Source organism: Streptomyces nojiriensis (assembly GCF_017639205.1).
In the GTDB taxonomy this organism is placed as follows: domain Bacteria; phylum Actinomycetota; class Actinomycetes; order Streptomycetales; family Streptomycetaceae; genus Streptomyces; species Streptomyces nojiriensis.
In genome coordinates this window covers 6,491,694-6,514,693 of the sequence record NZ_CP071139.1, presented here as the reverse complement: position 1 = coordinate 6,514,693, position 23,000 = coordinate 6,491,694, and the positions used below count along the sequence as shown (strand labels likewise).

Genomic DNA, 23,000 nt, shown 5'->3' with positions numbered 1-23,000 from the left:
CAGTCCATGTGCGCTCACCGCTCCACGTCGACACCCGATCGTCAGACGAAGACCGCGAGGGACTTCGCCTTTCCGTTCTTGTTCTCGACGAGCCCGAGCAGCTGCCCCTGCGGTCCGAAGACCGCGACCGTGCGGCCCGCCTCGTACTCCTGCGGCATGTCGATCCGCACGCCGTTGGCGAGCAGGGATGCCCGCCGGGCGTCCAGGTCCCAGCGCGGGAAGGCCGCGGCGGCCGCCTCGCCGATGGGCATGACGGTCAGCTCCTCCTGGAGCTGGTCCAGGGTCCGTGCCTTGTCGAGCTTGTACGGGCCCACCCGCGTGCGGCGCAGCGCGGTCAGGTGCCCGCCGACGCCGAGGTCGGCGCCCAGGTCACGGGCGAGGGCGCGGATGTACGTACCGCTGGAGCAGACGACGGAGACGACGAGGTCGACGACCTTCGTGCCGTCCTCGGCCTCCGCCTCGCGCATGTCGTACACCTGGAAGGAGGAGATCGTGACCGGGCGGGCCGGGATCTCGAAGTCCTCGCCGTCGCGGGCGCGCTTGTAGGAGCGCACGCCCTTGATCTTGATGGCGCTGACCTTGGACGGGACCTGCATGATCTCGCCGGACAGCTTGGCGATACCCGCGTCCACGGCTTCCCGGGTGACCCCGGAGGCGTCCGCGGACGAGGTGATCTCGCCTTCGGCGTCGTCCGTCAGGGTGTCCTGGCCCAGGCGGATCGTGCCGAGGTACTCCTTCTCCGTGAGCGCGAGGTGGCCGAGGAGCTTGGTGGCCTTCTCCACGCCGAGGACGAGGACGCCCGTCGCCATCGGGTCCAGTGTTCCCGCGTGGCCGACGCGGCGGGTCTTGGCCATCCCGCGCATCTTGGCGACCACGTCGTGCGAAGTGAAGCCGGACGGCTTGTCGACGATGACAAGGCCGTCCGGCGTCTTCCCTGCATTGCTCATTCGGCGGCTGCGTCCTCGTCGTCGCCCGGCTTCTTGTACGGGTCGGCGTCGCCGGCGTACTGGGCGCCGGAGGACACCTCGCGCACCTGGGCGTCGGAGGTCCGCGCCTTTTCGAGGAGGTCCTCGATGGTCTTGGCGTTCTCCGGGAGGGCGTCCGCGACGAAGGTCAGGGTGGGCGTGAACTTGGTGCCCGCCGCCCGGCCGACCGCGGAGCGCAGTACGCCCTTGGCGCTCTCCAGGCCCGCTGCCGCGCTGGCGCGGTCCTCGTCGTCACCGTAGACCGTGTAGAAGACCGTGGCCTCCCGCAGGTCGCCGGTGACCCGGGTGTCCGTGATGGTCACGTGCGTACCGAGGCGGGGGTCCTTGACTCCGCGCTGCAGCTTCTCCGCCACCACCTCCCGGATGAGGTCCGCCAGCTTCTTCGCCCGCGCATTGTCGGCCACTGGTCCGTCTCCTTCTTATGTCTTGCTATCAGTCTTCATCACCGTGGAGGCGCCGTCGTACGGACAGCAGCTCCACTTCCGGACGCGCCGCGACCAGCCGCTCGCAGCGGTCGAGTACGTCCGAGAGGAACCCCGCGTCCCCACTCACCAGAGCGACCCCTATACGGGCCCTGCGGTGCAGGTCCTGGTCGCCCACTTCAGCCGCGCTCACGGAGAACTTGCGTTGGAGCTCGGCCACGATGGGCCGGACCACGGAGCGTTTCTCCTTCAGCGAGTGAACGTCGCCGAGGAGCAGATCGAAGGACAGAGTCCCCACGTACATGCAGTTCCGGATATCCCGCCGGTGCGGGTTCGGTGGCCTGCCGGCCGTCGCTCGGCAGGGTCACCAAACCGTACACGCAACGGCCGGGGCCGATCGACGGATATTCCGCCGACCGGCCCCGGTGTTACGAGCTACGACACGGTGCGATGTGCCTCGCGCTTACGCGCGCGGCTTCTCGCGCATCTCGTACGTCGCGATGACGTCGTCGATCTTGATGTCGTTGAAGGAACCGAGGTTGATACCACCCTCGAAGCCCTCGCGGATCTCGGTGACGTCGTCCTTGAAGCGGCGCAGACCGGAGATGGTGAGGTTCTCGGCGACGACCTTGCCGTCGCGCAGGAGCCGCGCCTTGGTGTTGCGCTTGACCTCGCCGGACCGGATGAGGACACCGGCGATGTTGCCCAGCTTGGACGAGCGGAAGATCTCGCGGACCTCCGCCGTACCGAGCTCGACCTCTTCGTACTCCGGCTTGAGGAGACCCTTCAGGGCCGCCTCGATCTCCTCGATGGCCTGGTAGATCACCGAGTAGTAGCGAACGTCGACGCCCTCGCGGTCCGCCATCTGCGCGGCACGGCCGGCCGCACGGACGTTGTAACCGATGACGATGGCGTCGGAGCCCATCGCCAGCGAGATGTCGGACTCGGTGACCGCACCCACACCGCGGTGCAGGACGCGGATGTCGACCTCTTCACCGACGTCGAGCTGGAGCAGCGAGGACTCGAGAGCCTCGACCGCACCGGACGCGTCGCCCTTGATGATGAGGTTGAGTTCCTGGACCAGACCGGCCTTGAGGACCGAGTCGAGGTCTTCCAGGGACACCCGGCGGACGCGCTTGGCGAAGTTGGCGTTGCGCTCACGCGCAGCACGCTTCTCGGCGATCTGACGGGCGGTGCGGTCCTCGTCGACGACGAGGAAGTTGTCGCCGGCGCCGGGGACGTTGGTGAGACCCAGGACCAGGACGGGGGTCGACGGACCCGCTTCCTCGACGTTGTTGCCCTTGTCGTCGAGCATGGCGCGCACTCGGCCGTAGGCGTCGCCCACGACCATCGTGTCGCCGACGCGGAGGGTACCGCGCTGGACGAGGACGGTGGCGACGGCACCGCGGCCGCGGTCGAGGTGGGACTCGATCGCAATACCCTGAGCGTCCTGCTCCGGGTTGGCGCGGAGGTCGAGCGAGGCGTCGGCGGTGAGGACGACGGCCTCGAGCAGGGAGTCGATGTGCAGACCCTGCTTGGCGGAGATGTCGACGAACATCGTGTCGCCGCCGTACTCCTCGGCGACCAGACCGAACTCGGTGAGCTGACCGCGCACCTTGACCGGGTCGGCACCCTCGACGTCGATCTTGTTGACCGCGACGACGATCGGGACGCCGGCGGCCTTGGCGTGGTTGAGCGCCTCGATCGTCTGCGGCATGACGCCGTCGTTGGCCGCGACCACGAGGATCGCGATGTCGGTCGACTTCGCACCACGGGCACGCATGGCGGTGAACGCCTCGTGACCCGGGGTGTCGATGAAGGTGATCTTGCGGTCTTCGTCGTTGACCTGGGTGGTGACCTGGTACGCACCGATGTGCTGCGTGATGCCGCCGGCCTCGCCCGCAACGACGTTCGTCTTGCGGATGGCGTCGAGCAGTCGGGTCTTACCGTGGTCGACGTGACCCATGACGGTCACGACCGGCGGACGCGGCATGAGGTATTCCTCGCCGCCCTCGTCCTCGCCGAACTCGATGTCGAAGCCCTCGAGGAGCTCGCGGTCCTCTTCCTCCGGGCTGACGATCTGGACGACGTAGTTCATCTCGCCGGCCAGCATCTCGAGCGTCTCGTCGGAGACGGACTGCGTGGCAGTGACCATCTCGCCGAGGTTCATCATCACGGCGACGAGCGACGCCGGGTTGGCGTTGATCTTCTCCGCGAAGTCGGTGAGGGAGGCACCGCGCGACAGGCGCACGGTCTCGCCGCCACCGCGCGGCAGCATCACGCCGCCGACGGACGGGGCCTGCATGGCCTCGTACTCCTGGCGCCTCTGACGCTTGGACTTGCGACCACGACGGGCCGGACCACCGGGACGGCCGAAGGCGCCCTGCGTGCCACCACGGGCACCGGGACCACCGGGACGACCACCGAAGCCGGGACGACCGCCGCCACCGGCACCGGCCGGACCGCCGCCGAAGCCGCCGCCACCGGGACGCGGGCCGCCGAAGCCGCCACCGCCGCCGGGACGCGAGCCCGGACCGGCCGGACGACCGGCGAAGCCGCCGCCCGCGGGACGACCGGCACCGCCGGGACGACCTGCGCCGCCCGCACCGGGACCACGGCCACCGGGGCCGCCACCGGGACGGGGACCGGGACCACCGGCAGCGGGACGCTGCGGCATCATGCCCGGGTTCGGACGGTTACCACCGGGAGCACCACCGGGACGCGGGGCGCCGCCCTGCGGACGCGGCATGCCGCCCGGGGTCGGACGGGCGCCGCCGGGACCCTGCGGACGCGGAGCGCCACCGGGACCACCCTGCGGGCGGGGAGCACCCTGGCCGCCACCGGCGCCGGGGGCACCGGGACGGGGCGCGCCGGCCGGACGGGGCGCCTGGGGGCGCGCCATTCCGGTGGAGCCGCCGGAGGTGAAGGGGTTGTTGCCCGGACGGGGACCCGCCGGACGGGCACCCTGCGGACGCGGCGCCTGGGAGCCGGGGGCTCCGGCGGGACGCTGCGTCTGGGCACCGGGGGTGGCGCCGGCCGGGCGCGGGGCGCCGGGACGGGCACCGCCCTGGCCGCCCTGACCCTGGGCCGGACGCTGCTGCGCCGGACGGGGGCCGGGAGCCGCGGCGGGACGCTCGGTGCGCGCCGGGGCGGCCGGGGCCGCCGGAGGCGCGGAGAACTCGGTCGCCACGGGCGCCGCCGGAGCGGGCTTCGGGGCGGCCGGAGCCTTCGGGCCGGGACGCGGGCCGGAGGCGGCCGGAGTCACCGGGGTGCTTGCGGCCGGAGCCTCGGCGACGACCGGCTTGGGGGCCGGTGCACCGGGCTTCGGGGCAGCGGGACGTGCCGCAGCGGCCGGGGAGGGCGCTGCGGGCTTGGCGGGCGCGGCCTTGCGGGGCGCGCCGGGCTTCGCAGCGGACTTGCCGGCGTTGCCGCCGGGCCCCTGCAGTGCGTCAGTCAACTTGCGTACAACCGGCGCCTCGATCGTCGAGGACGCCGAACGGACGAATTCACCGAGTTCTTGGAGCTTGGCCATGACGACCTTGCTCTCCACCCCGAACTCCTTGGCGAGTTCGTATACCCGGACCTTAGCCACTTCGCTCCTTTTAGGTCCGGGTTACGCCGGACCGTCGCTACTTCATGGGCGTACTCATCGCGTACTCATCGAGTGCTCATCGCAATCTCGACCTACTTCCAACTCGCGAGGTACCTGACCGCACGGTTATCCGTGCCGTACTACTTCTTTACGGTGTGGCCCCGGCCTCAGGGGCCACGGCTTTGCGCAGGTTCTCCGTGTCGAGCGCTCCGGCGGACCGAAGGGCCCGGGGGAACGCACGACGGCGGACCGCCTGGTCGAGGCAGACCACGGCGGGGTGCACATAAGCACCCCGTCCCGGCCGCGTACCGCGTGGATCGGGGACGCATGCGTCCCCATCCGCCACGACGCGCAGCAGATCGTTCTTGGCCGCTCGCTCCCGGCACCCCACACAGGTGCGTTCGGGGCATGCGCGGGCTTGCGTCCGGCCAGACACGCCTAAGTCTACCTCCCCGCACCGACCTCTCTCCCGACAAGTCGCGGGGGAAAGATCGAACGGCTGTTGTGTTGTCTTGTATCCGCCGCCTCGGCAGCGGCCGTGCACCCTGTCTACCGTCCGGGCAAGCCCGGACGGTACCGGTTTATTCCCCGCCCCGGTCCCGGTCGGCGTCCGGGGACGCCTCGGTGTCGGGACGGATGTCGATGCGCCAGCCGGTGAGCCGCGCGGCGAGGCGGGCGTTCTGGCCCTCCTTGCCGATGGCCAGCGACAGCTGGTAGTCCGGCACGGTCACCCGGGCGGAGCGGGAGTCCCAGTCGACGACCTCGACCTTGCTCACCCGGGCGGGTGACAGCGCGTTCGCGACCATCTCCGCCGGGTCGTCCGACCAGTCGACGATGTCGATCTTCTCGCCGTGCAGTTCGGCCATCACGTTGCGCACGCGGCTGCCCATCGGGCCGATGCAGGCGCCCTTCGGGTTCAGACCCGAACGGGTGGACCGGACGGCGATCTTGGTGCGGTGACCGGCCTCACGGGCGATCGCCGAGATCTCGACGCTGCCGTCGGCGATCTCCGGGACCTCCAGCGAGAAGAGCTTCTTCACGAGGTTCGGGTGGGTGCGCGAGAGGGTCACCGACGGACCGCGGACACCCTTCGCCACCCGCACGACGTACGCCTTCAGGCGCAGACCGTGCGTGTACTCCTCACCGGGGACCTGCTCCTGCACGGGCAGGATGGCCTCCAGCTTGCCGATGTCGACGAGGACGTTCTTGGGGTCCTTGCCCTGCTGGACGACGCCGGTGATGACGTCGCCCTCCCGGCCGGCGAACTCGCCGAAGGTCAGGTCGTCCTCGGCGTCGCGCAGACGCTGCAGGATCACCTGCTTGGCGGTCGTCGCGGCGATCCGGCCGAAGTCCGACGGGGTGTCGTCGAACTCCTTGGGCTCCTGGCCCTCTTCGAGATCCCTCGGGTCTTCCGTCGCCCACACGACCACGTGACCGTTGGTGCGGTCCAGCACGACGCGAGCGCGGCGGAAGCTCCCCTCGGTCCGGTGGTACGCGATGAGGAGGGCCGACTCGATCGCCTCGACGAGCAGGTCGAAGGAGATCTCCTTCTCCCGGACCAGACCCCGCAGGGCACTCATGTCGATGTCCACGGCTACGCCTCCTCTTCCTTCTTGTCCTTGCGGTTGAACTCGATCTCGACACGCGCCTTGGCGATGTCGGTGAATGCGATACGCCGGGCGGTCGCCTTGCGGCCCTTCACGCCCGGTACTTCGAGGTCCAGGCCCTCGTCGTCGACGCCGAGGATCCGGGCGACCAGTTCCCCGGCACCCTTCTCGCCCTCGGCGGACAGCTGGAACTTCACGAGGCGGCCGACGGCCCGTACGTAGTGACGGTGCTCGGTCAGCGGGCGGTCGGCGCCCGGCGAGCTGACTTCGAGGACGTACTCGTCCTCACCCATCACATCGGTTTCGTCGAGCTTGTCGGAGACCTCGCGACTCAGCTCGGCACACGCGTCCAGCTCCACGCCCTCGTCGGAGTCCACGATGATCCGCAGCATCCGGCGCTTGCCCGCCCGCGTCATCTCGATCTCTTCGAGGTCCAGGCCCTTGGCGGCGACGAGCGGCTTCAGCAGTCCGCGCAGCCTGTCGCTCTGGGTGGTGCTCATCCGGGTGACTCCTCGGCCGCGTGTGCTGTTGTGGTTTCCGTCGTGTGTCAGGTCAAAGGGTATCCGGTGTCGGAGGGTGTTGCCGTCCGCCCTGTGGACAAGGCCCCGGGTACCGTGATCACACCCTGCCCCGCCATCAGCCCCGCCATCACCCGGAGGACGTCGCCGTGTCCTGGACTCTGCCTTCGAGACCCTCGCGCAGGAGCCTGCTCGCCGGTGCGGCCGGCGCGGCCGGCGCCGCGCTGCTGACCGGGTGCTCCGACGGCCGCGCGGCCGACGTCGCCCCCACGATTCCACCCGAACGGCGGATGCGGGAGGCAGCCGTTCGTGACAGTACGCGACTGCTGGAGCGTTACGACGCCACGGCGACCGCCCATCCGGCCCTGGCCGCGCGGCTCGCTCCGCTGCGCGCCGCCGTCGCCGCCCACACCGCGGCCCTGTCCCCCACCCCTTCGGCCCCGCCGCCCCCCGTCCCGTCCCCCTCCGGCGGTACGGGGGCCGCCGCGCCCGCGGCGAGCGGCGAGCCGGTACCGCCGAAGCCCGACGAGGCCCTGACCGCGCTCGCCGACGCCGAGCGCAGCCTGTCCGAGTCCCGGACCATCGACCTGGCCGGGGCCCCCGGGGAGCTGGCCCGGCTGCTGGCCTCGGTGGCCGCCTGCGGCGCCGTACACGCGTACCTGCTGACCTCGAACCCCGGAGCCACCTCGTGAAGCCCGAACCCTCCCCCGCCGGCCGGGCCCTGGAGGCCGCCCAGGCCGCGCTCGCCGCCGAGCACGCCGCCGCGTACGGCTACGGGGTGATCGGCGCCCGGACCTCCGGCGCCCGCGCCACGCAGGCCCGGGAGTCGTACGGCGGCCACCTCGCGCGGCGCGACGCGCTCGCCCGGACCGTACGGGAGCTGGGCGGTGCGCCCCGGCCCGCGGAGGCCGCGTACGCCCTGCCGTTCGAGGTGCGCACGCCGGCCGACGCCGAGCGGCTGGCCGCCGAGATCGAGGACCGGGTGGCCGGCGCGTACTCCGATCTGGTGCGCGCGGCGGAGGGTCCGCTGCGCCGCGAGGCGGCCGACGCGCTGAGCGCGGCGGCAGTGCGCGCGGCACGCTGGCGTGGTGTCGGCGTAGCCTTCCCTGGGCTCACGGAACGCGCTGACGAGGCGCAACGGGCCCAGCACAGCTGAAAGGGACCACGCACGCATGGCTTTCGAACCGCCGCAGCGGCTTGTACGGGCGCTCGGCGAGATGCCGGAAACGGCGCAGGACGCGGACTGGCTGGGGCAGTTGCCCCGACTCACCGAGGCCGCGCTGTCCCGGCGCGGGGTGGAGGCCCGGCGGGTGCAGGCCCCGGGCGGCCGCAGCAGCCTGGTGGTCCTCGTCGCGTACGCCGACGGGACCCCGGCCGCGCTGAAACTGGCGCCCCCGCACGCCCGGCCCGACCGCGAGCTGGCCGCGCTGGCCCACTGGGGCGGTTTCGGGGCCGTACGGGTCCTCGACACCCGGCACCACGACGACGACGGGGCGCTGCTGCTGGAGCGGCTGCACCCGGAGGTGTCGCTGCGGTCGCTGCCGGAGGCCAAGGCCCTGCTGGAGGCGAGCGGCACGCTGCGCAGGCTGTGGGTGGCGCCGCCGGCCGGGCACGGGTGGGAGACGGTGGCGGAGCGCACCGAGGGGCAGTCGGCGGCCCTGCGGGCGGCCCCGGCGGAGACCCGGGCCCTGGCGGACACGGCGCTGGCGATGCGGGCGGAGCTGGCTGCGGCCCCGCCGGAGGAGCTGCTGCTGCACGGGAACTTCCGGCAGGGCAAGGTGCTGGCGGGCGAGCGGGCTCCGTGGCTGACGGTGGGCCCCGATCCGCTGGTCGGCGAGCGGGCGTACGACCTGGCGCGGCTGGTCCGGGACCGGCTGGAGGACCAGGTGGCCTCCTCGGCGGGGGCGGCGGGGGCCCGGCGCCGGGTGAACAAGCTGGCGGACGCGCTGGACGTGGACCGGGAGCGGCTGCGGGGCTGGACGCTGTTCCGGGCGGTGGAGTCGGGCAACCGCGCCCTGGCCGCCGGGCGGCGCCGCGACGCGGAGCTGCTGCTGGAGTTCGCGGCCTGGTTGTAGGGCATACCGTAGATATCAAGGTATGTCCGGCAGGGGGCCGTCATGGTCGAAGAACTGCTGACAGCGGCCATCGCCACGGGTGTGGGCGTCGTGGTCTACGTGGGCGCCGCCGCCCGGGTGGTGAAGCAGTACGAGCGGGGCCTGGTCTTCCGCTTCGGCAGGCTGCGCGAGGAGGTCCGCGGGCCCGGATTCACGACGATCGTTCCCTTCGTGGAACGGCTCCGCAAGGTGAACATGCAGATCGTGACGCTGCCGGTGCCCGCACAGGAGGGCATCACCCGGGACAACGTCACGGTGCGGGTGGACGCGGTCGTGTACTTCAAGGTCGTCGACCCGGCGAGCGCGATCGTGGCGGTGGAGGACTACCGCTTCGCCGTCTCGCAGATGGCGCAGACCTCCCTCAGGTCGATCATCGGAAAGTCCGACCTGGACGATCTGCTGTCCAATCGGGAGATGCTCAACCAGGGCCTGGAGCTGATGATCGACAGCCCGGCGGTGGGCTGGGGCGTGCAGATCGACCGGGTCGAGATCAAGGACGTCTCGCTGCCGGAGACGATGAAGCGGTCGATGGCCAGGCAGGCGGAGGCGGACCGTGAGCGCCGGGCCCGCGTGATCAACGCGGACGCGGAGCTGCAGGCCTCGCACAAGCTCGCCGAGGCGGCGGAGGTCATGTCGGAGCAGCCGGCGGCGTTGCAGTTGCGCCTGCTGCACACGATCGTGGCGGTCGCCGCCGAGAAGAACTCCACGCTGGTGCTGCCGTTCCCGGTGGAGCTGTTGCGCTTCCTCGAGCGCTCGGCCCCTCCGCCTGCGGCGACGCCCGCGCGGGAGGAACCGGCCCCGGCCGGCCCGGCTTCCGAAGGCCCCGGGCCGGCCGAGGTCGCGGATACCGATGCGGATGCGGATGCGCTCGACGGAGCTCCGGTGCCGGACGCCCTCGGCGGGCCGGTGGACGGGCTGATGCTCGACGCGCCCCCGCCGGAGGAGGAGCGGGAGGGGCTGCGCGAGTAGCCCCTCCCGGGCTCTGCCCGGACCCGCGCCTCAATCGCCGGCGGGCTGAGATTGTGCTCCGCGCAACCCAGCCCGCCGGCTCCGTGCCGGTCCGGCCGGACATATCCAGCCCCGCCGGCGATTGAGGCGCGGAATCCGGGGCGGAGCCCCGGGAAGCCGGGGCGCGCAGGGCTACGGCGTCAGGCGGGACAGGGCTTCCGTCAGGGGGAGTTCCTCGCGGGTGCCCGAGGCGCGGTCCTGGAGTTCGACGACCCCGTCGGCGGAGCGGCGGCCCGCCACCAGGATCCACGGCACGCCGATCAGTTCCGCGTCCGTGAGCTTCACGCCGGGCGACAGGCCGGGGCGGTCGTCCAGCAGCACCCGCAGGCCCGCCGCGGCCAGGGCCGTCGCCGCCTCCTCCGCCAGCGCGAGCGGCACCGCCTTGCCCGCCGCCACCACGTGCACGTCGGCCGGGGCCACCGCCGCGGGCCAGCACAGGCCGCGCTCGTCGGCCGTCTGCTCGGCCAGCGCCGCCACCGCGCGGGAGACGCCGATGCCGTACGAGCCCATCGTGACCCGGACCGGCTTGCCCTCGCGGCCGAGGACGTCCAGCCCGAAGGCGTCCGCGTACTTGCGGCCCAGCTGGAAGATGTGCCCGATCTCGATGGCCCGGTCGAGCTTGAGCCCCGCTCCGCAGGACGGGCAGGGGTCACCCGGTTCCACGACCACCACGTCCAGGTAGCGGTCGACCTCGAAGTCCCGCCCGCAGACGACGTTCCGGGCGTGCGTGTCCGCCCGGTTGGCCCCCGTCACCCACGAAGTGCCGGGCGCGACCCGGGGGTCGGCCAGGTAGCGGACCTTCTCCAGACCCTGCGGGCCCACGTAGCCGCGCACCAGGTCCGGCCGGCCCTCGAAGTCCTCGGCCGTCACCAACTCCACCACCGCCGGGGCCAGATGCTCGCCCAGCTTGCCGAGGTCCACCTCCCGGTCCCCCGGCACGCCCACGGCCGTGATCTCGCCGTCGACCTTGACCAGGAGGTTCTTCAGCGTCGCCGAGGCGGGTACGCCCAGGTGTGCGGCCAGGGTCTCGATCGTCGGGGTGTCCGGGGTGTCCACCTCCTCCAGCGCCGGGTGCTCCGCGGAGACGGGGGCGGGAGCGAGGGCGAAGGTCACGGCCTCCGTGTTCGCCGCGTAGTCGCACGAGGGGCAGTCCACGAAGGTGTCCTCGCCCGCCTCGGCCGGGGCCAAGAACTCCTCCGACGCCGAGCCGCCCATCGCGCCCGACACGGCCGACACGATCCGGTGGTCCAGGCCGAGCCGCTCGAAGATGCGGACGTACGCCTCGCGGTGGAGCCGGTAGGACTCCTCCAGCCCCTCCTCGGACACGTCGAAGGAGTACGAGTCCTTCATCTGGAACTCGCGCCCGCGCAGCACCCCGGACCGGGGCCGCGCCTCGTCGCGGTACTTGGTCTGGATCTGGTACAGCATGACCGGCAGGTCCTTGTACGAGGTGCACTGGTCCTTCACCACGAGGGTGAAGATCTCCTCGTGCGTCGGACCGAGCAGGTAGTCCGCGCCCTTGCGGTCCTTGAGCCGGAACAGCAGGTCCCCGTACTCCGACCAGCGGCCGCTGACCTCGTACGGCTCCTTCGGCAGCAGGGCCGGGAGCAGCACCTCCTGGGCCCCGATCGCGTCCATCTCCTCGCGGACGACGCGCGAGACGTTGTCCAGGACCCGCTTGCCGAGCGGCAGCCACGCCCACACCCCGGCCGAGCTGCGCCGGACGTAGCCGGCGCGGACCAGGAGCCGATGGCTGAGGGTTTCGGCGTCGGCCGGGTCCTCGCGGAGGGTCTTGGCCATGAGGCGGGACATGCGCTGCACGTGTTGCGTAGACATGTCGGGAGATTACCGGGGGCCCGGCGGCCCGCGGTACCGGTTTCAGGGCCTGCTCAGCGGCAGGGTGGCGCCCATGACGGCGTACGGCATGCTCGCGCTCGGGAAGTGGACCTGGCGGGCGAGGTCGGTGTAGCCGAGGGCCCGGTAGAGGCCGCGGGCGGGGCTCTCGGTGTCGATGGCGGAGAGGATCGAGCGGGGCTCGGCGGCGGCGTCGGTGATGCCGGTGATGAGGGCGCGGCCGACGCCGTGGCCCTGGAAGCCGGGGTGGACGTGCAGCTCGGTGATCACGAAGGAGCCGTCGAGCCAGTCCTCGTGCCCGCCGGCCCGCAGGTAGGGCTCGACGATGGTGGACCACCAGTGGGTGCGGTCGTTCGGCATCCCGTACACGAATCCGGTGAGCGCGCCGTCCTCGGCGAACGCCCCGAGGGCGCGGGCGCCGCGGCAGGTCATGTGGCGCTGGACGATGTAGCGCCGGATGCCGACCTCCTCCTCGCTGAGGCCGAAGGCGACGGCCTGCACGCGCAGGGCCTCGTCCACGCGGGCGGCGAGGTCGAGGGGACCGATTCGGACTCCGGAAGGCAGCATGCGGCGACCTTACTTCGCGGTACGGGGCTGCCGGAATGCCGCAGCAGGGGTCCGTGGCCCGCCTTTCGGATCAGGTGCGGCCGGGTGTCGGAACCGGGGGCTGGAACCGGGTGTCAGAAGAGGACGCTCATGAACGCGCCGACCTCGCGGAAGCCCACGCGGCGGTAGGCCGCGCGCGCGGCGGTGTTGAAATCGTTCACGTACAGGCTGACCACGGGGGCCACGTCCCGCAGGGCGTATTCGACGACGGCGGCCATACCGGTCTCCGAGTGGCCGAGGCCGCGGAACTCGGGGTCCACCCACACGCCCTGGATCTGGCAGGCGCGGGCGGTGGCGGCGCCGATCTCGGCCTTGAAGACGACCTTGCCGTCGTCGACGCGGGCGAAGGAACGGCCGCCGGCGACGAGTTCGGCGACGCGGGCCTGGTAGAGCAGCCCGCCGTCCCCGGCCATCGGCGAGATGCCGACCTCCTCGGTGAACATGGCCACGCAGGCGGGCATGATCAGGTCCATCTCGTCCTTGCGGATCCGGCGGACCCGGGGGTCGGCCTCGACCGTGCTGGACGGGCGTTCGATCACCATGAGCGGCTGGTGCGACCGGATCTCGCGGGCCGGCCCCCAGCTGGGCTCCAGGAGCTGCCACAGCAGCCGGGTGGCCTCGGCGGGGCCGACGATGGAGGAGCAGCGGCGGCCGGTGCGGCGGGCCCGGTCGGCGAAGGCGCGTACGGCGTCGGGTCCGGCGCAGACGGGGACCAGGTTGGCGCCCGCGTAGCAGAGCGAGCGGAGTTCGCCGTCGGCGTACCAGCCCCACATCTCGCCGCCCAGGCGCCAGGGGTCGAGTCCGGCGACCTGGACCCGGGAGGTGACGAAGGCGTTCTCGACCGGCGCGCGTCCGAGGATTTCCATCGCGGCGTCGAGATCACTGGGCTCAAGGACCCGGGTGGTGGTCTGCGTCAACACTGGGGCCTCACCATGCAAGTCTGCTGATCTCCGCACTGTACCCGGCGGGGCCCGGGGATGCCGCGTCCGAGGTCACGAAAGAGCCCCGGACCGCCCCCGAGCTGCGGGAACGGTACCGGGGCCACTGACGAAGCCGGGAGGCGGGCCGAGCCCCGAGACGCAGGGCGGGCCGAGCCCGAGGGTCAGACGCCGATCGCGACGGTGGGCTCGCCGCTGGCGATGCCGTCCGCCTCCATCTGAGCGGCGATCTTCAGGGCCTCTTCGATGAGGGTCTCCACGATCTTCGACTCGGGGACGGTCTTGATGACCTCGCCCTTCACGAAGATCTGGCCCTTGCCGTTGCCGGAGGCGACGCCGAGGTCGGCCTCGCGGGCCTCGCCCGGGCCGTTGACGACGCAGCCCATGACCGCGACGCGCAGCGGGACCTCCATGCCCTCCAAGCCCGCCGTGACCTCCTCGGCCAGCTTGTAGACGTCGACCTGGGCGCGGCCGCAGGACGGGCAGGAGACGATCTCCAGGCGGCGCGGCTTGAGGTTCAGCGACTCCAGGATCTGGATGCCGACCTTGACCTCCTCCGCCGGCGGGGCGGAGAGGGAGACGCGGATGGTGTCGCCGATGCCCTCGGAGAGCAGCGCGCCGAAGGCGACGGCGGACTTGATGGTGCCCTGGAAGGCGGGGCCGGCCTCGGTGACGCCGAGGTGCAGCGGGTAGTCGCAGGCGGCGGCGAGCTGGCGGTAGGCGTTGACCATGACGACCGGGTCGTTGTGCTTGACCGAGATCTTGATGTCGCTGAAGCCGTGCTCCTCGAAGAGGGAGGCTTCCCACAGCGCGGACTCGACAAGCGCCTCGGGGGTGGCCTTGCCGTACTTCTTCAGCAGGCGGGCGTCGAGGGAGCCGGCGTTGACGCCGATGCGGATCGGGGTGCCCGCGTCCTTCGCGGCCCGCGCGATCTCCTTGACCTTGTCGTCGAACTGCTTGATGTTGCCCGGGTTGACGCGGACCGCGGCGCAGCCGGCGTCGATCGCGGCGAACACGTACTTCGGCTGGAAGTGGATGTCGGCGATGACCGGGATCTGCGACTTCTTCGCGATCACGGCCAGTGCGTCGGCGTCGTCCTGGGTCGGGCAGGCGACGCGGACGATGTTGCAGCCGGAGGCGGTGAGCTCGGCGATCTGCTGGAGCGTGGCGCCGATGTCGGAGGTGCGGGTCGTGGTCATCGACTGCACCGAGATGGGTGCGTCGCCGCCGACGGCCACGGAACCGACCTGGATCTTGCGGCTGACCCTGCGGTCGGCAAGCTTCGTCGGTACGGACGGCATTCCGAGAGAGATGGCAGTCATCTGCTGTGCAACCCCAAGGTGTGGATCAAGGTCCCGAGATCGGCGGGCTCCAGGCTTCGAGATTACGCCAACCCGGGCGCGGCCCGTGCATCCGAGGGGTGCGCCACCCGAACGTAGGGAGCCGGGCACGATGTGTGCCCGGCTCCGTCAGCGCTGGGGCGGAGCCCCCGCAAACTAGGTGATCTTGATCGGGTTGACCACGTCCGCCACCATCACCAGCAGGGTGAAGCAGATGAACAGGCCCGCGACCACGTACGCGACGGGCATCAGCTTCGCCACGTCGAACGGGCCGGGGTCGGGGCGCCGGAAGACCCGTGCGACGGTGCGCCGGAGCGATTCCCACAGGGCGCCGGCGATGTGCCCGCCGTCGAGCGGGAGCAGCGGCAGCATGTTGAACAGGAACAGCGAGAGGTTGAAGCCGGCCAGCAGGTTGAGGAAGAAGACCAGCTGGTGCTGGGCGGGGATGTCGAGGGTGAAGATCTCACCGCTGACCCGCGCCGCGCCGACGACGCCCATGGGGCTGTCCTGCTTGCGCTCGGCCCCGTTGAAGGCCGCGTTCCACAGGTCCGGGACCTTGGAGGGCAGGGCGACCAGCGACTGCACGCCGGCTTCCATCATCTCGCCCATGCGCTCGACGGACTGGCCGAAGGACTGCGGGACGTAGCCGGAGGCGGGGGCGAAGCCGAGGAAGCCCGCGGTGACGTACTCGTCCTTGACGTACCGGCCGCTGCCGTCCGTCTTGGCGACCTTGTTCTCGATCAGGTTCGCCTTGAGGTCCACGCGCTGTCCGGCCCGCTCCACCGTGATCGTGGCGGGGCCGACGGTGGCGCGGATGTCCTTCTGCAGGGCGGACCAGTCGCCGACCGACCGGCCGTTGAAGGCGACGATCTTGTCGCCCGCCTTGAGGCCCGCGGCCCTGGCGGGGGCGGCCGGGTCGCCGGGGGCGCACTTGTCGCGCTTCTCGCTCTGCTGGATGACGCAGTCCGAGACGGTGGCGACCGAGGTGGTCTGGGTGTTGAGCCCGAAGGTCATCAGGGTCGTGAGGAAGATCGCCACGGCCAGGATCAGGTTCATGAACGGACCGGCGAACATCACGATCACGCGCTTCCACGGCTTGCGCGTGTAAAAAAGCCGGCTCTCGTCCCCGGGCTGGAGCTCCTCGTACGCGGCCGAGCGCGCGTCCTCGATCATCGACCGGAACGGCGAGGTGGAGCGGGCGGTGACCTTGCCGTCCTCGCCGGGCGGGAACATCCCGATCATGCGGATGTAGCCGCCCATCGGGATGGCCTTGATCCCGTACTCGGTATCGCCCTTCCTCCGCGACCAGATGGTCGGCCCGAAGCCCACCATGTACTGCGGCACGCGAATGCCGAAGATCTTGGCCGTGGAGAGGTGCCCCAGCTCGTGCCAGGCGATCGAGACCAGCAGGCCGACCGCGAAGACAACGACCCCGAGCACCGTCATCAGTAGTGTCATGCGCGCGCCTCCACGGCGGCCCGTGCCGCCATCTCCCGCGCCCGGGCCCTGGCCCAGGCCTCCGCTTCTAGGACGTCCTGGACCGTCAGGGAGGTTCCCGACTCAGGTGTCCCGTGCTCATCGACCACGGCAGAGACCGTATCCATGATTGCTGTGAACGGCAGCCGACCTGCCAGGAATGCTTCCACGCACTCCTCGTTGGCCGCGTTGAACACCGCCGGGGCGGTGCCGCCGAGGGTGCCCACGTGCCGGGCGAGGCCCACCGACGGGAAGGCCTCGGTGTCCAGCGGGAAGAATTCCCAGGTGGAGGCCTTGGTCCAGTCGAAGGCGGGGGCCGCGTCCGGGATCCGCTCGGGCCAGCCGAGGCCGATCGCGATCGGGCCGCGCATGTCCGGCGGGGTGGCCTGGGCGAGCGTGGAGCCGTCGGTGAACTCCACCATCGAGTGCACGTAGGACTGCGGATGGACCACGACCTCGATGCGGTCGAAGGGGATGTCGTAGAGCAGGTGCGCCTCGATGACCTCCAGTCCCTTGTTGACCAGGGTCGCGGAGTTCACAGTGATCACCGGGCCCATGGCCCAGGTGGGGTGCGCGAGCGCGTCCTGGACGGTCACGCTCGCGAGCTCGGCGCGGGTGCGGCCGCGGAAGGGCCCGCCGGAGGCGGTCACCACGAGCTTGCGGACGTCGGCCCGGGTGCCGGCGGCGAGCGCCTGGAAGAGCGCCGCGTGCTCGGAGTCCACCGGGATGATCTGGCCGGGCTTCGCGAGGGCCTTGACCAGCGGGCCGCCGACGATCAGCGACTCCTTGTTGGCCAGGGCCAGGGTCCGGCCCGCCCGCAGAGCGGCGAGGGTCGGGGCGAGGCCGATGGAACCGGTGATGCCGTTGAGGACGGTGTGGCACTCGGAGGCGGCGAGTTCGGCCGCGGCGTCCGGACCGGCCAGGATTTCGGGCAGCGGCTCGGACGGCCCGTACCGGGCGCTCAGCGCCTCTTTCAGGGCCGGTACGACGTCCTCGCGGGCGACGGCCACGGTCTCGACCCGCAGCTGCCGGGCCTGCTCGGCCAGCAGCTCCACCCGCCCGCCGGCGGCGGACAGGGCGGTGACCCTGAACCGGTCCGGGTTGCGCAGGGCGAGGTCGATGGCCTGGGTCCCGATGGACCCGGTGGACCCGAGGATGACGATGTCCCGGAGGCCGGCCGCGGGGTCGAAGAGGAGGTGCGGATCGGCGAGGGGGGCTGGGCGGTCGCTCATGCCCCCCATTGTTGCCGCAAGTCATGAGCGGCCGGACACGGAGCCCCCTTCCGTTACCCGCAGAAGCAGGTGCGGGAGCGTTCCGGCGAACTCCGGGAGCGTCCGGGCGACGCTCCACCAGGCCTCGGGGTCCTCGTCGAGGGCGAGGGCGAGGAGCTGGTCGGCCTCGGCGTGGGAGGCGAGGACGGCTGCGGGGCGGTCGTGCCGGTCGGGGTGGTCCACGTCGCCGAGCCAGTGGTCCTGGTCGAGCGCCCAGCAGGCCGGCAGCTTGTGCCGGATCACGTCATGGCCGGTGAGCAGGCCGCGGTCGATGCAGTCGCGCACCCAGCGGATGTCCTCCCCGACGCTGTCCATCGGCACGGCGAGGCTCGCCAGGGCCAGCTCGCGCTCCACGCCCCCGTACGGCTCGGCGGCCGTCGGGGCCAGGTGGCGCACCGCGCGGACGAGGTCGGGGCCGGGCGCACCGGCGTCGGCGGCCTCGGGCACGGTGCCGTCGGCCAGGGCGGCGACCAGCTCGGGCAGCGGGCCCCGGTGGCCGGGGGCGTGCCGCAGCAGCTCCGCCCACAGCCGGGGGTCGTCCCCGAGCGGGCGCAGGGCCCGCAGGACGGCCGTCTGCATGCCGGCCTGTTCGGGCAGGGTCCAGCGCAGGCCGCGGGTGTCGGGGAGGCGGGCGAGCAGCAGGGTCCGGTGCGCGGGGGCGACGTGGGTGACGAGCTCCTCGTGCGTGACCGCTCCCATCCGCACGGCGCGGACGGCGGGCCGGTGCCAGGAGCGCGCGTCCGGCGGCGCCGCCGGGGCGGCCAGGAACGCGTGGACGGTCTCCAGGGGCAGGTTCGCGACGAGCAGCAGGGCCTCGACCGCGCCGGCGGGCAGCGGCTCGCGCAGGTGCTCGGCGAGCAGCGGCTCGGGGTCGGGCCGGTGGTGCAGTGCCAGGATGTCCAGCGGTACCCGCGGCCCGCGCCTGCCGTGCCGGCGCAGCAGGCCGGCCAGCTCGGCCGCGTCGAGCGGTCCTTCGCCGAGGTCCCTGCCGAGTTCGGCGCGCAGCACCGGCAGGAGTTCGGGCGGTGTGCGGCGGCGGGCGTAGCGGGCGGGTCCGGGCAGGCCGGGCAGCGGCCGGCCCACGACCCGGGGGTTGCGCGCGATGAAGGTCCGGTCGGCCGCGCCGCCGTGGCGCAGCAGCAGGGTGACGGTCGAGGCCGACAGCCACTCGTCCCGGCACAGGTATTTGCGGGTGGGCTCGTCCAGCCTGGCGATCATGTCGGTGACGACGTGGTCCGGTGCGTGGCGCAGCAGGTGCGCCACGCACCAGGCCAGCCGTCGGCTGGTGCGGTCTTCCTCGGCCGTCGGCATCGTTCTCGTCCGCCTCGCGCTGTGCTCGTACGGGTACCCGTACTCGTACTCATCCTCGTACGTCTGTCCGACGTCCGGCGATGATCGCAGGTCAGCGGATGGGGCGGTGCACGTTTTTCTGTGTCGAGGGTCCGGGCGCCGCGTCCGCGATCCAGGGGCCCTCGCCGGAGGGGTCGAGTACGCCCTCCTCCAGCCAGGTGTAGGTGCCGGACAGGACGCCCGCGACCACCTTGCGGTCGAGGTCGTCGGTGTTGGACCAGAGCCGGCCGAAGAGCTCCTCCACGCGCAGCCTGGACTGCTCGCAGAAGGCGTCGGCCAGCTGGTAGGCCTCGCGGCCGTGGGCGCCGGTGGCGCGCAGGTGCTCGGCGCGGACGCAGGCCGCGCTCATGGCGAAGAGCTCGGCGCCGATGTCGACGATCCGGCCGAGGAAGCCCTGTTTGGTCTCCATCCGGCCCTGCCAGCGGGACATGGCGTAGAAGGTCGAGCGGGCGAGTTTGCGGGCGCTGCGCTCCACGTAGCGCAGGTGGGGGGAGAGGTCGGGGTGGCCGGAGGGGTGGAAGGCGCGGTAGGTGCCGGGGACCTGGCCGGGGCCGGTGGCGAGCTTGGGCAGCCAGCGGGCGTAGAACCCGGCGGCGCGGGCTCCGGCCTTCGCCTTGTCGCCGAGTGCCTTCTCGGGGTCGATGAGGTCGCCCGCCACCGAGAGGTGGGCGTCGACGGCCTCGCGGGCGATCAGCAGGTGCATGATCTCGGTGGAGCCCTCGAAGATCCGGTTGATGCGCAGGTCGCGGAGCATCTGCTCGGCGGGGACGGCGCGTTCGCCGCGGGCGGCCAGGGACTCGGCGGTCTCGAAGCCGCGCCCGCCGCGGATCTGGACCAGTTCGTCGGCCATCAGGCAGGCCATCTCGGAGCCGTAGAGCTTGGCGAGGGCGGCCTCGATGCGGATGTCGTTGCGGTCCTCGTCGGCCATCTGGGAGGCGAGGTCGACCACCGCTTCGAGGGCGAAGGTGGTGGCGGCGATGAAGGAGATCTTGGCGCCGACCGCCTCGTGCCGCGCGACCGGCCGGCCCCACTGCTCGCGGACGCCGGACCACTCGCGGGCGATCTTCAGGCACCACTTCCCGGCACCGACGCACATGGCGGGCAGGGACAGCCGGCCGGTGTTGAGCGTGGTCAGGGCGATCTTGAGCCCGGCGCCCTCGGCGCCGATGCGCTGGGCCGCGGGGACCCGTACCCGGTGGAAGCGGGTCACGCCGTTCTCCAGGCCGCGCAGGCCCATGAAGGCGTTGCGGTGCTCGACGGTGATGCCGGGCGAGTCGGCCTCGACGACGAAGGCGGTGATCCCGCCCCGGTGGTTGTCGGACTTCGGGACCCGGGCCATCACGACGAGCAGGTCCGCGACGACCCCGTTGGTCGTCCACAGCTTCACGCCGTCGAGCACGTACGTGTCGTCCCCGTCCGGGACCGCCGTGGTGGCCAGGCGCGCCGGGTCGGACCCCACGTCGGGCTCGGTGAGCAGGAAGGCGCTGATGGCGGTGGTGGCGCAGCGGGGCAGGTAGGCGTCCTTCTGCTCCTGCGTGCCGAACATCTTCAGCGGCTGGGGCACGCCGATCGACTGGTGGGCGGAGAGCAGGGCCCCGATGGCCGGGCTCACCGAGCCGACGAGGGCCAGCGCCTTGTTGTAGTAGACCTGGGTGAGACCGAGGCCGCCGTACTTGGGGTCGATCTTCATGCCGAGGGCGCCGAGCTCCTTGAGACCGCGCACGGTCTCGTCGGGGATCTTCGCCTCGCGCTCGATGCGGGCCCCGTCGATGCGGGTCTCGCAGAACTCCCGCAGCCGGGCCATGAAGGCCTCGCCCCGCCGGACGTCCTCGTCGGCGGGGAGCGGATGGGGGTGGATCAGGTCGAGCCGGAAACGTCCGAGGAACAGTTCCTTGGCGAAACTGGGTTTGCGCCAGTCCTGTTCCCGGGCCGCCTCCGCGACCTGCCGTGCCTCGCGCTCGGTCACCTTGGGCTGTGTTGCGGACATGAGGGGACTCACCTCGCCGCCGAAGTCGGAAGTCGGGGGTCCACCGGCGTTACCAGCCGGTGCTACCTGTGAGTCGTACCCTCTCCGGCCCGCCGGGAAAAGCCGGGGCCGTCCGAGCGGGGGAAATCCGGCCCGGCGGCGCGGCTACGCCCGGGCGGGTGAGCCGAAGGGGCGCGCCGGCGAAGGACGCCGAGCGCCCGGAGGAACCGCGAGGTACGAGCGGTTCCGAGCACGTACGGCGTCCTGGAGCCGGCATCAGCGCCCCGGAGGCGAACCGGGCCCGGAGAAAAGGGGGACGGCCGGAGCCCCCGCACAGTAGGCTCCGGCCGTCGGCTCTGGGCCGTACGAGATCAGATGTCGAGGCCGGTCAGGACCAGGACCCGCTCGTACGTGTAGTCGTCCATCGCGTAGCGGACGCCCTCGCGGCCCACACCGGACTGCTTGACGCCGCCGTACGGCATCTGGTCGGCGCGGTAGGACGGCGCGTCGCCGATGATCACACCGCCGACCTCGAGCTCGCGGTGGGCGCGGAACGCGGTCTGGACGTTGCGCGTGAAGACGCCGGTCTGCAGACCGAACTTCGAGTCGTTGACGGCGGCGAAGGCCTCGTCGGTGTTCTCGACCTTCTTCAGCGTCAGGACCGGCCCGAAGACCTCCTCGGTGGCGAGCTTGACGCCGTCCGGCACGTGGGCCAGGACGGTGGGCTCGTACGAGGCACCGGCACGCTTGCCGCCGGTGAGCAGCTTGGCTCCGCCGGCCACGGCCTCGTCGACCCAGGACTCGACGCGCTGGGCGGCGGCCTCGGAGACGAGCGGGCCGACGTCGGTGGCCGAGTCGGACGGGTCGCCGGTGACCTGGGACTGGACCTTCTCGACGACCTTCTCGACGAGGCGGTCGTAGACGGAGGCGTCGGCGATCACGCGCTGCACGGAGATGCAGGACTGGCCGGCCTGGTAGTTCGAGAAGGTCGCGATGCGGGTCGCGGCCCAGTCGAGGTCGGCCTCGGAGGACCAGTCGTCCAGGACGACGGCCGCGGCGTTGCCGCCGAGCTCCAGCGTGCAGTGCTTGTGGGGCACCGACTGCTGGATGGCGTAGCCGACGGTGTCGGAGCCGGTGAAGGAGATGACGGGCAGGCGCTCGTCCTTGACCAGGGCCGGCATCTTCTCGTTGGCGACCGGCAGGACCGACCAGGAGCCGGCCGGGAGGTCGGTCTCGGCGAGCAGCTCACCCAGGATCAGCCCGGACAGGGGCGTGGCCGGGGCGGGCTTGAGGATGATCGGCGCGCCGACGGCGATGGCCGGGGCCACCTTGTGGGCGCACAGGTTCAGCGGGAAGTTGAACGGCGCGATGCCGAGGACCGGGCCCTTGACGAAGCGGCGGGTCAGCGCGAGACGGCCGACACCACCGGCGTCGGTGTCGAGGCGCTGGGCCTCTCCGCCGTTGAAGCGGCGGGCCTCTTCGGCGGCGAAGCGGAACACGGACACCGCACGGCCGACCTCACCGCGGGCCCACTTGACGGGCTTGCCGTTCTCGGCGGAGATCAGCTGTGCGATCTCCTCGGTGCGCTCGGCGAGCCGCTTGGACACGTGGTCCAGGGCCGCGGCCCGTACGTGGGCGGGGGTCGCGGAGAACTCCGCCGTCACGGCGTACGCCGCGGCCACGGCCTCTTCGACCTGCTCGTCGGTGGGCACGCTGACGGTGCCGACCAGGCGGCCGTCCCACGGGGAGTGGACGTCGAAGCTGTCCTCGCCGGTGGCCTGGCGGCCGGCGAGCCAGAAGGCGTGGGTGGAAGTCATGCGAATCCCGGCCCTTCGGAAGTGTGCGGTGGGTCCTGACCACTCCACCGTAGAACTCCGTGGGCGTTTCGGCGTTTGTCCCTGATGGAGCGGCGGGTCGTCGCGCTTCGCCGCTTTGTCACTGTCCGGCCGGCC

Annotated in this window: 20 protein-coding genes; 4 read left to right on the top strand and 16 right to left on the bottom strand. The window is 71.9% G+C overall.

The genetic code is table 11. The annotated features are described in order from the left end of the window. Positions 1–41 precede the first annotated feature (41 nt). The 7 genes from truB to rimP form a co-directional block, all read right to left on the bottom strand. Positions 42–947 carry a tRNA pseudouridine(55) synthase TruB gene (gene truB / locus JYK04_RS30445; protein WP_189745720.1) on the bottom strand — a complete coding sequence of 302 codons (906 nt, stop codon included), beginning with the start codon at positions 945–947 and terminating at the stop codon, positions 42–44. Next, on the bottom strand, positions 944–1,390 hold the full coding sequence (gene rbfA, locus JYK04_RS30440) for a 30S ribosome-binding factor RbfA (RefSeq protein WP_189745718.1): 447 nt from the start codon (positions 1,388–1,390) through the stop codon (positions 944–946). The genes truB and rbfA overlap by 4 nt, the downstream gene beginning before the upstream one ends. A 28-nt stretch (positions 1,391–1,418) precedes the next feature. Further along, positions 1,419–1,712 carry a DUF503 domain-containing protein gene (locus tag JYK04_RS30435; protein ID WP_030651158.1) on the bottom strand — a complete coding sequence of 98 codons (294 nt, stop codon included), beginning with the start codon at positions 1,710–1,712 and terminating at the stop codon, positions 1,419–1,421. 159 nt (positions 1,713–1,871) lie between these two features. Then, a complete protein-coding gene (infB, locus tag JYK04_RS30430) occupies positions 1,872–5,000 on the bottom strand; it encodes a translation initiation factor IF-2 (RefSeq protein WP_189745716.1) in 3,129 nt (1,042 codons plus the stop codon). A 148-nt stretch (positions 5,001–5,148) separates the two neighbouring features. After that, entirely contained in the window at positions 5,149–5,436 is a 288-nt protein-coding gene (locus tag JYK04_RS30425; protein ID WP_189745714.1) for a YlxR family protein, read from the bottom strand. Positions 5,437–5,581: 145 nt separating this feature from the next. Then, positions 5,582–6,592, bottom strand: a complete 1,011-nt coding sequence (nusA, locus tag JYK04_RS30420) for a transcription termination factor NusA (protein WP_189745712.1) — start codon at positions 6,590–6,592, stop codon at positions 5,582–5,584. A gap of 2 nt (positions 6,593–6,594) precedes the next feature. Next, positions 6,595–7,107 carry a ribosome maturation factor RimP gene (rimP, locus tag JYK04_RS30415; RefSeq protein ID WP_189745710.1) on the bottom strand — a complete coding sequence of 171 codons (513 nt, stop codon included), beginning with the start codon at positions 7,105–7,107 and terminating at the stop codon, positions 6,595–6,597. A gap of 167 nt (positions 7,108–7,274) precedes the next feature. Here rimP and JYK04_RS30410 point away from each other — a divergent pair, with 167 nt between their 5' ends. Genes JYK04_RS30410 through JYK04_RS30395 form a run of 4 tightly spaced genes read left to right on the top strand, consistent with a single transcriptional unit; the run spans position 7,275 to position 10,208 of the window. After that, positions 7,275–7,817, top strand: a complete 543-nt coding sequence (locus JYK04_RS30410; protein WP_189745708.1) for a hypothetical protein — start codon at positions 7,275–7,277, stop codon at positions 7,815–7,817. Beyond that, positions 7,814–8,281, top strand: a complete 468-nt coding sequence (locus tag JYK04_RS30405; protein WP_229876765.1) for a ferritin-like domain-containing protein — start codon at positions 7,814–7,816, stop codon at positions 8,279–8,281. The genes JYK04_RS30410 and JYK04_RS30405 overlap by 4 nt, the downstream gene beginning before the upstream one ends. A 16-nt stretch (positions 8,282–8,297) precedes the next feature. Then, a complete protein-coding gene (locus JYK04_RS30400) occupies positions 8,298–9,200 on the top strand; it encodes an aminoglycoside phosphotransferase family protein (protein ID WP_189745706.1) in 903 nt (300 codons plus the stop codon). 42 nt (positions 9,201–9,242) lie between these two features. Next, a complete protein-coding gene (locus JYK04_RS30395; RefSeq protein WP_189745704.1) occupies positions 9,243–10,208 on the top strand; it encodes a slipin family protein in 966 nt (321 codons plus the stop codon). Positions 10,209–10,379: 171 nt separating this feature from the next. Here the strand turns inward: JYK04_RS30395 and JYK04_RS30390 are convergent, their stop codons facing one another. The 9 genes from JYK04_RS30390 to JYK04_RS30350 form a co-directional block, all read right to left on the bottom strand. Continuing rightward, entirely contained in the window at positions 10,380–12,083 is a 1,704-nt protein-coding gene (locus tag JYK04_RS30390; RefSeq protein ID WP_189745702.1) for a proline--tRNA ligase, read from the bottom strand. 42 nt (positions 12,084–12,125) lie between these two features. Further along, the gene (locus tag JYK04_RS30385; RefSeq protein ID WP_189745700.1) at positions 12,126–12,668 is read right to left on the bottom strand and encodes a GNAT family N-acetyltransferase; all 543 of its coding nucleotides are present in this window, start codon (positions 12,666–12,668) and stop codon (positions 12,126–12,128) included. 113 nt (positions 12,669–12,781) lie between these two features. Beyond that, positions 12,782–13,624 carry a GNAT family N-acetyltransferase gene (locus JYK04_RS30380; RefSeq protein WP_189745776.1) on the bottom strand — a complete coding sequence of 281 codons (843 nt, stop codon included), beginning with the start codon at positions 13,622–13,624 and terminating at the stop codon, positions 12,782–12,784. A gap of 185 nt (positions 13,625–13,809) precedes the next feature. Then, positions 13,810–14,967 (bottom strand): flavodoxin-dependent (E)-4-hydroxy-3-methylbut-2-enyl-diphosphate synthase, encoded by a 1,158-nt coding sequence (gene ispG, locus JYK04_RS30375; protein WP_189745698.1) that lies wholly within the window; start codon positions 14,965–14,967, stop codon positions 13,810–13,812. Positions 14,968–15,141: 174 nt separating this feature from the next. Then, positions 15,142–16,443, bottom strand: coding sequence for a M50 family metallopeptidase (locus tag JYK04_RS30370; RefSeq protein WP_189745696.1), 1,302 nt, complete (start codon positions 16,441–16,443; stop codon positions 15,142–15,144). Beyond that, a complete protein-coding gene (gene dxr / locus JYK04_RS30365) occupies positions 16,440–17,693 on the bottom strand; it encodes a 1-deoxy-D-xylulose-5-phosphate reductoisomerase (RefSeq protein ID WP_189745694.1) in 1,254 nt (417 codons plus the stop codon). Before dxr ends, JYK04_RS30370 begins: the two co-directional genes overlap by 4 nt. 21 nt (positions 17,694–17,714) lie before the next feature. After that, positions 17,715–19,043, bottom strand: a complete 1,329-nt coding sequence (locus JYK04_RS30360; RefSeq protein ID WP_189745692.1) for a hypothetical protein — start codon at positions 19,041–19,043, stop codon at positions 17,715–17,717. A gap of 91 nt (positions 19,044–19,134) precedes the next feature. Next, complete coding sequence (locus JYK04_RS30355; RefSeq protein WP_189745690.1) at positions 19,135–21,069, bottom strand: acyl-CoA dehydrogenase family protein; 1,935 nt, start codon at positions 21,067–21,069, stop codon at positions 19,135–19,137. Between the two features lie 350 nt (positions 21,070–21,419). Then, positions 21,420–22,865 carry an aldehyde dehydrogenase family protein gene (locus JYK04_RS30350; RefSeq protein ID WP_189745688.1) on the bottom strand — a complete coding sequence of 482 codons (1,446 nt, stop codon included), beginning with the start codon at positions 22,863–22,865 and terminating at the stop codon, positions 21,420–21,422. Positions 22,866–23,000: the final 135 nt, after the last annotated feature.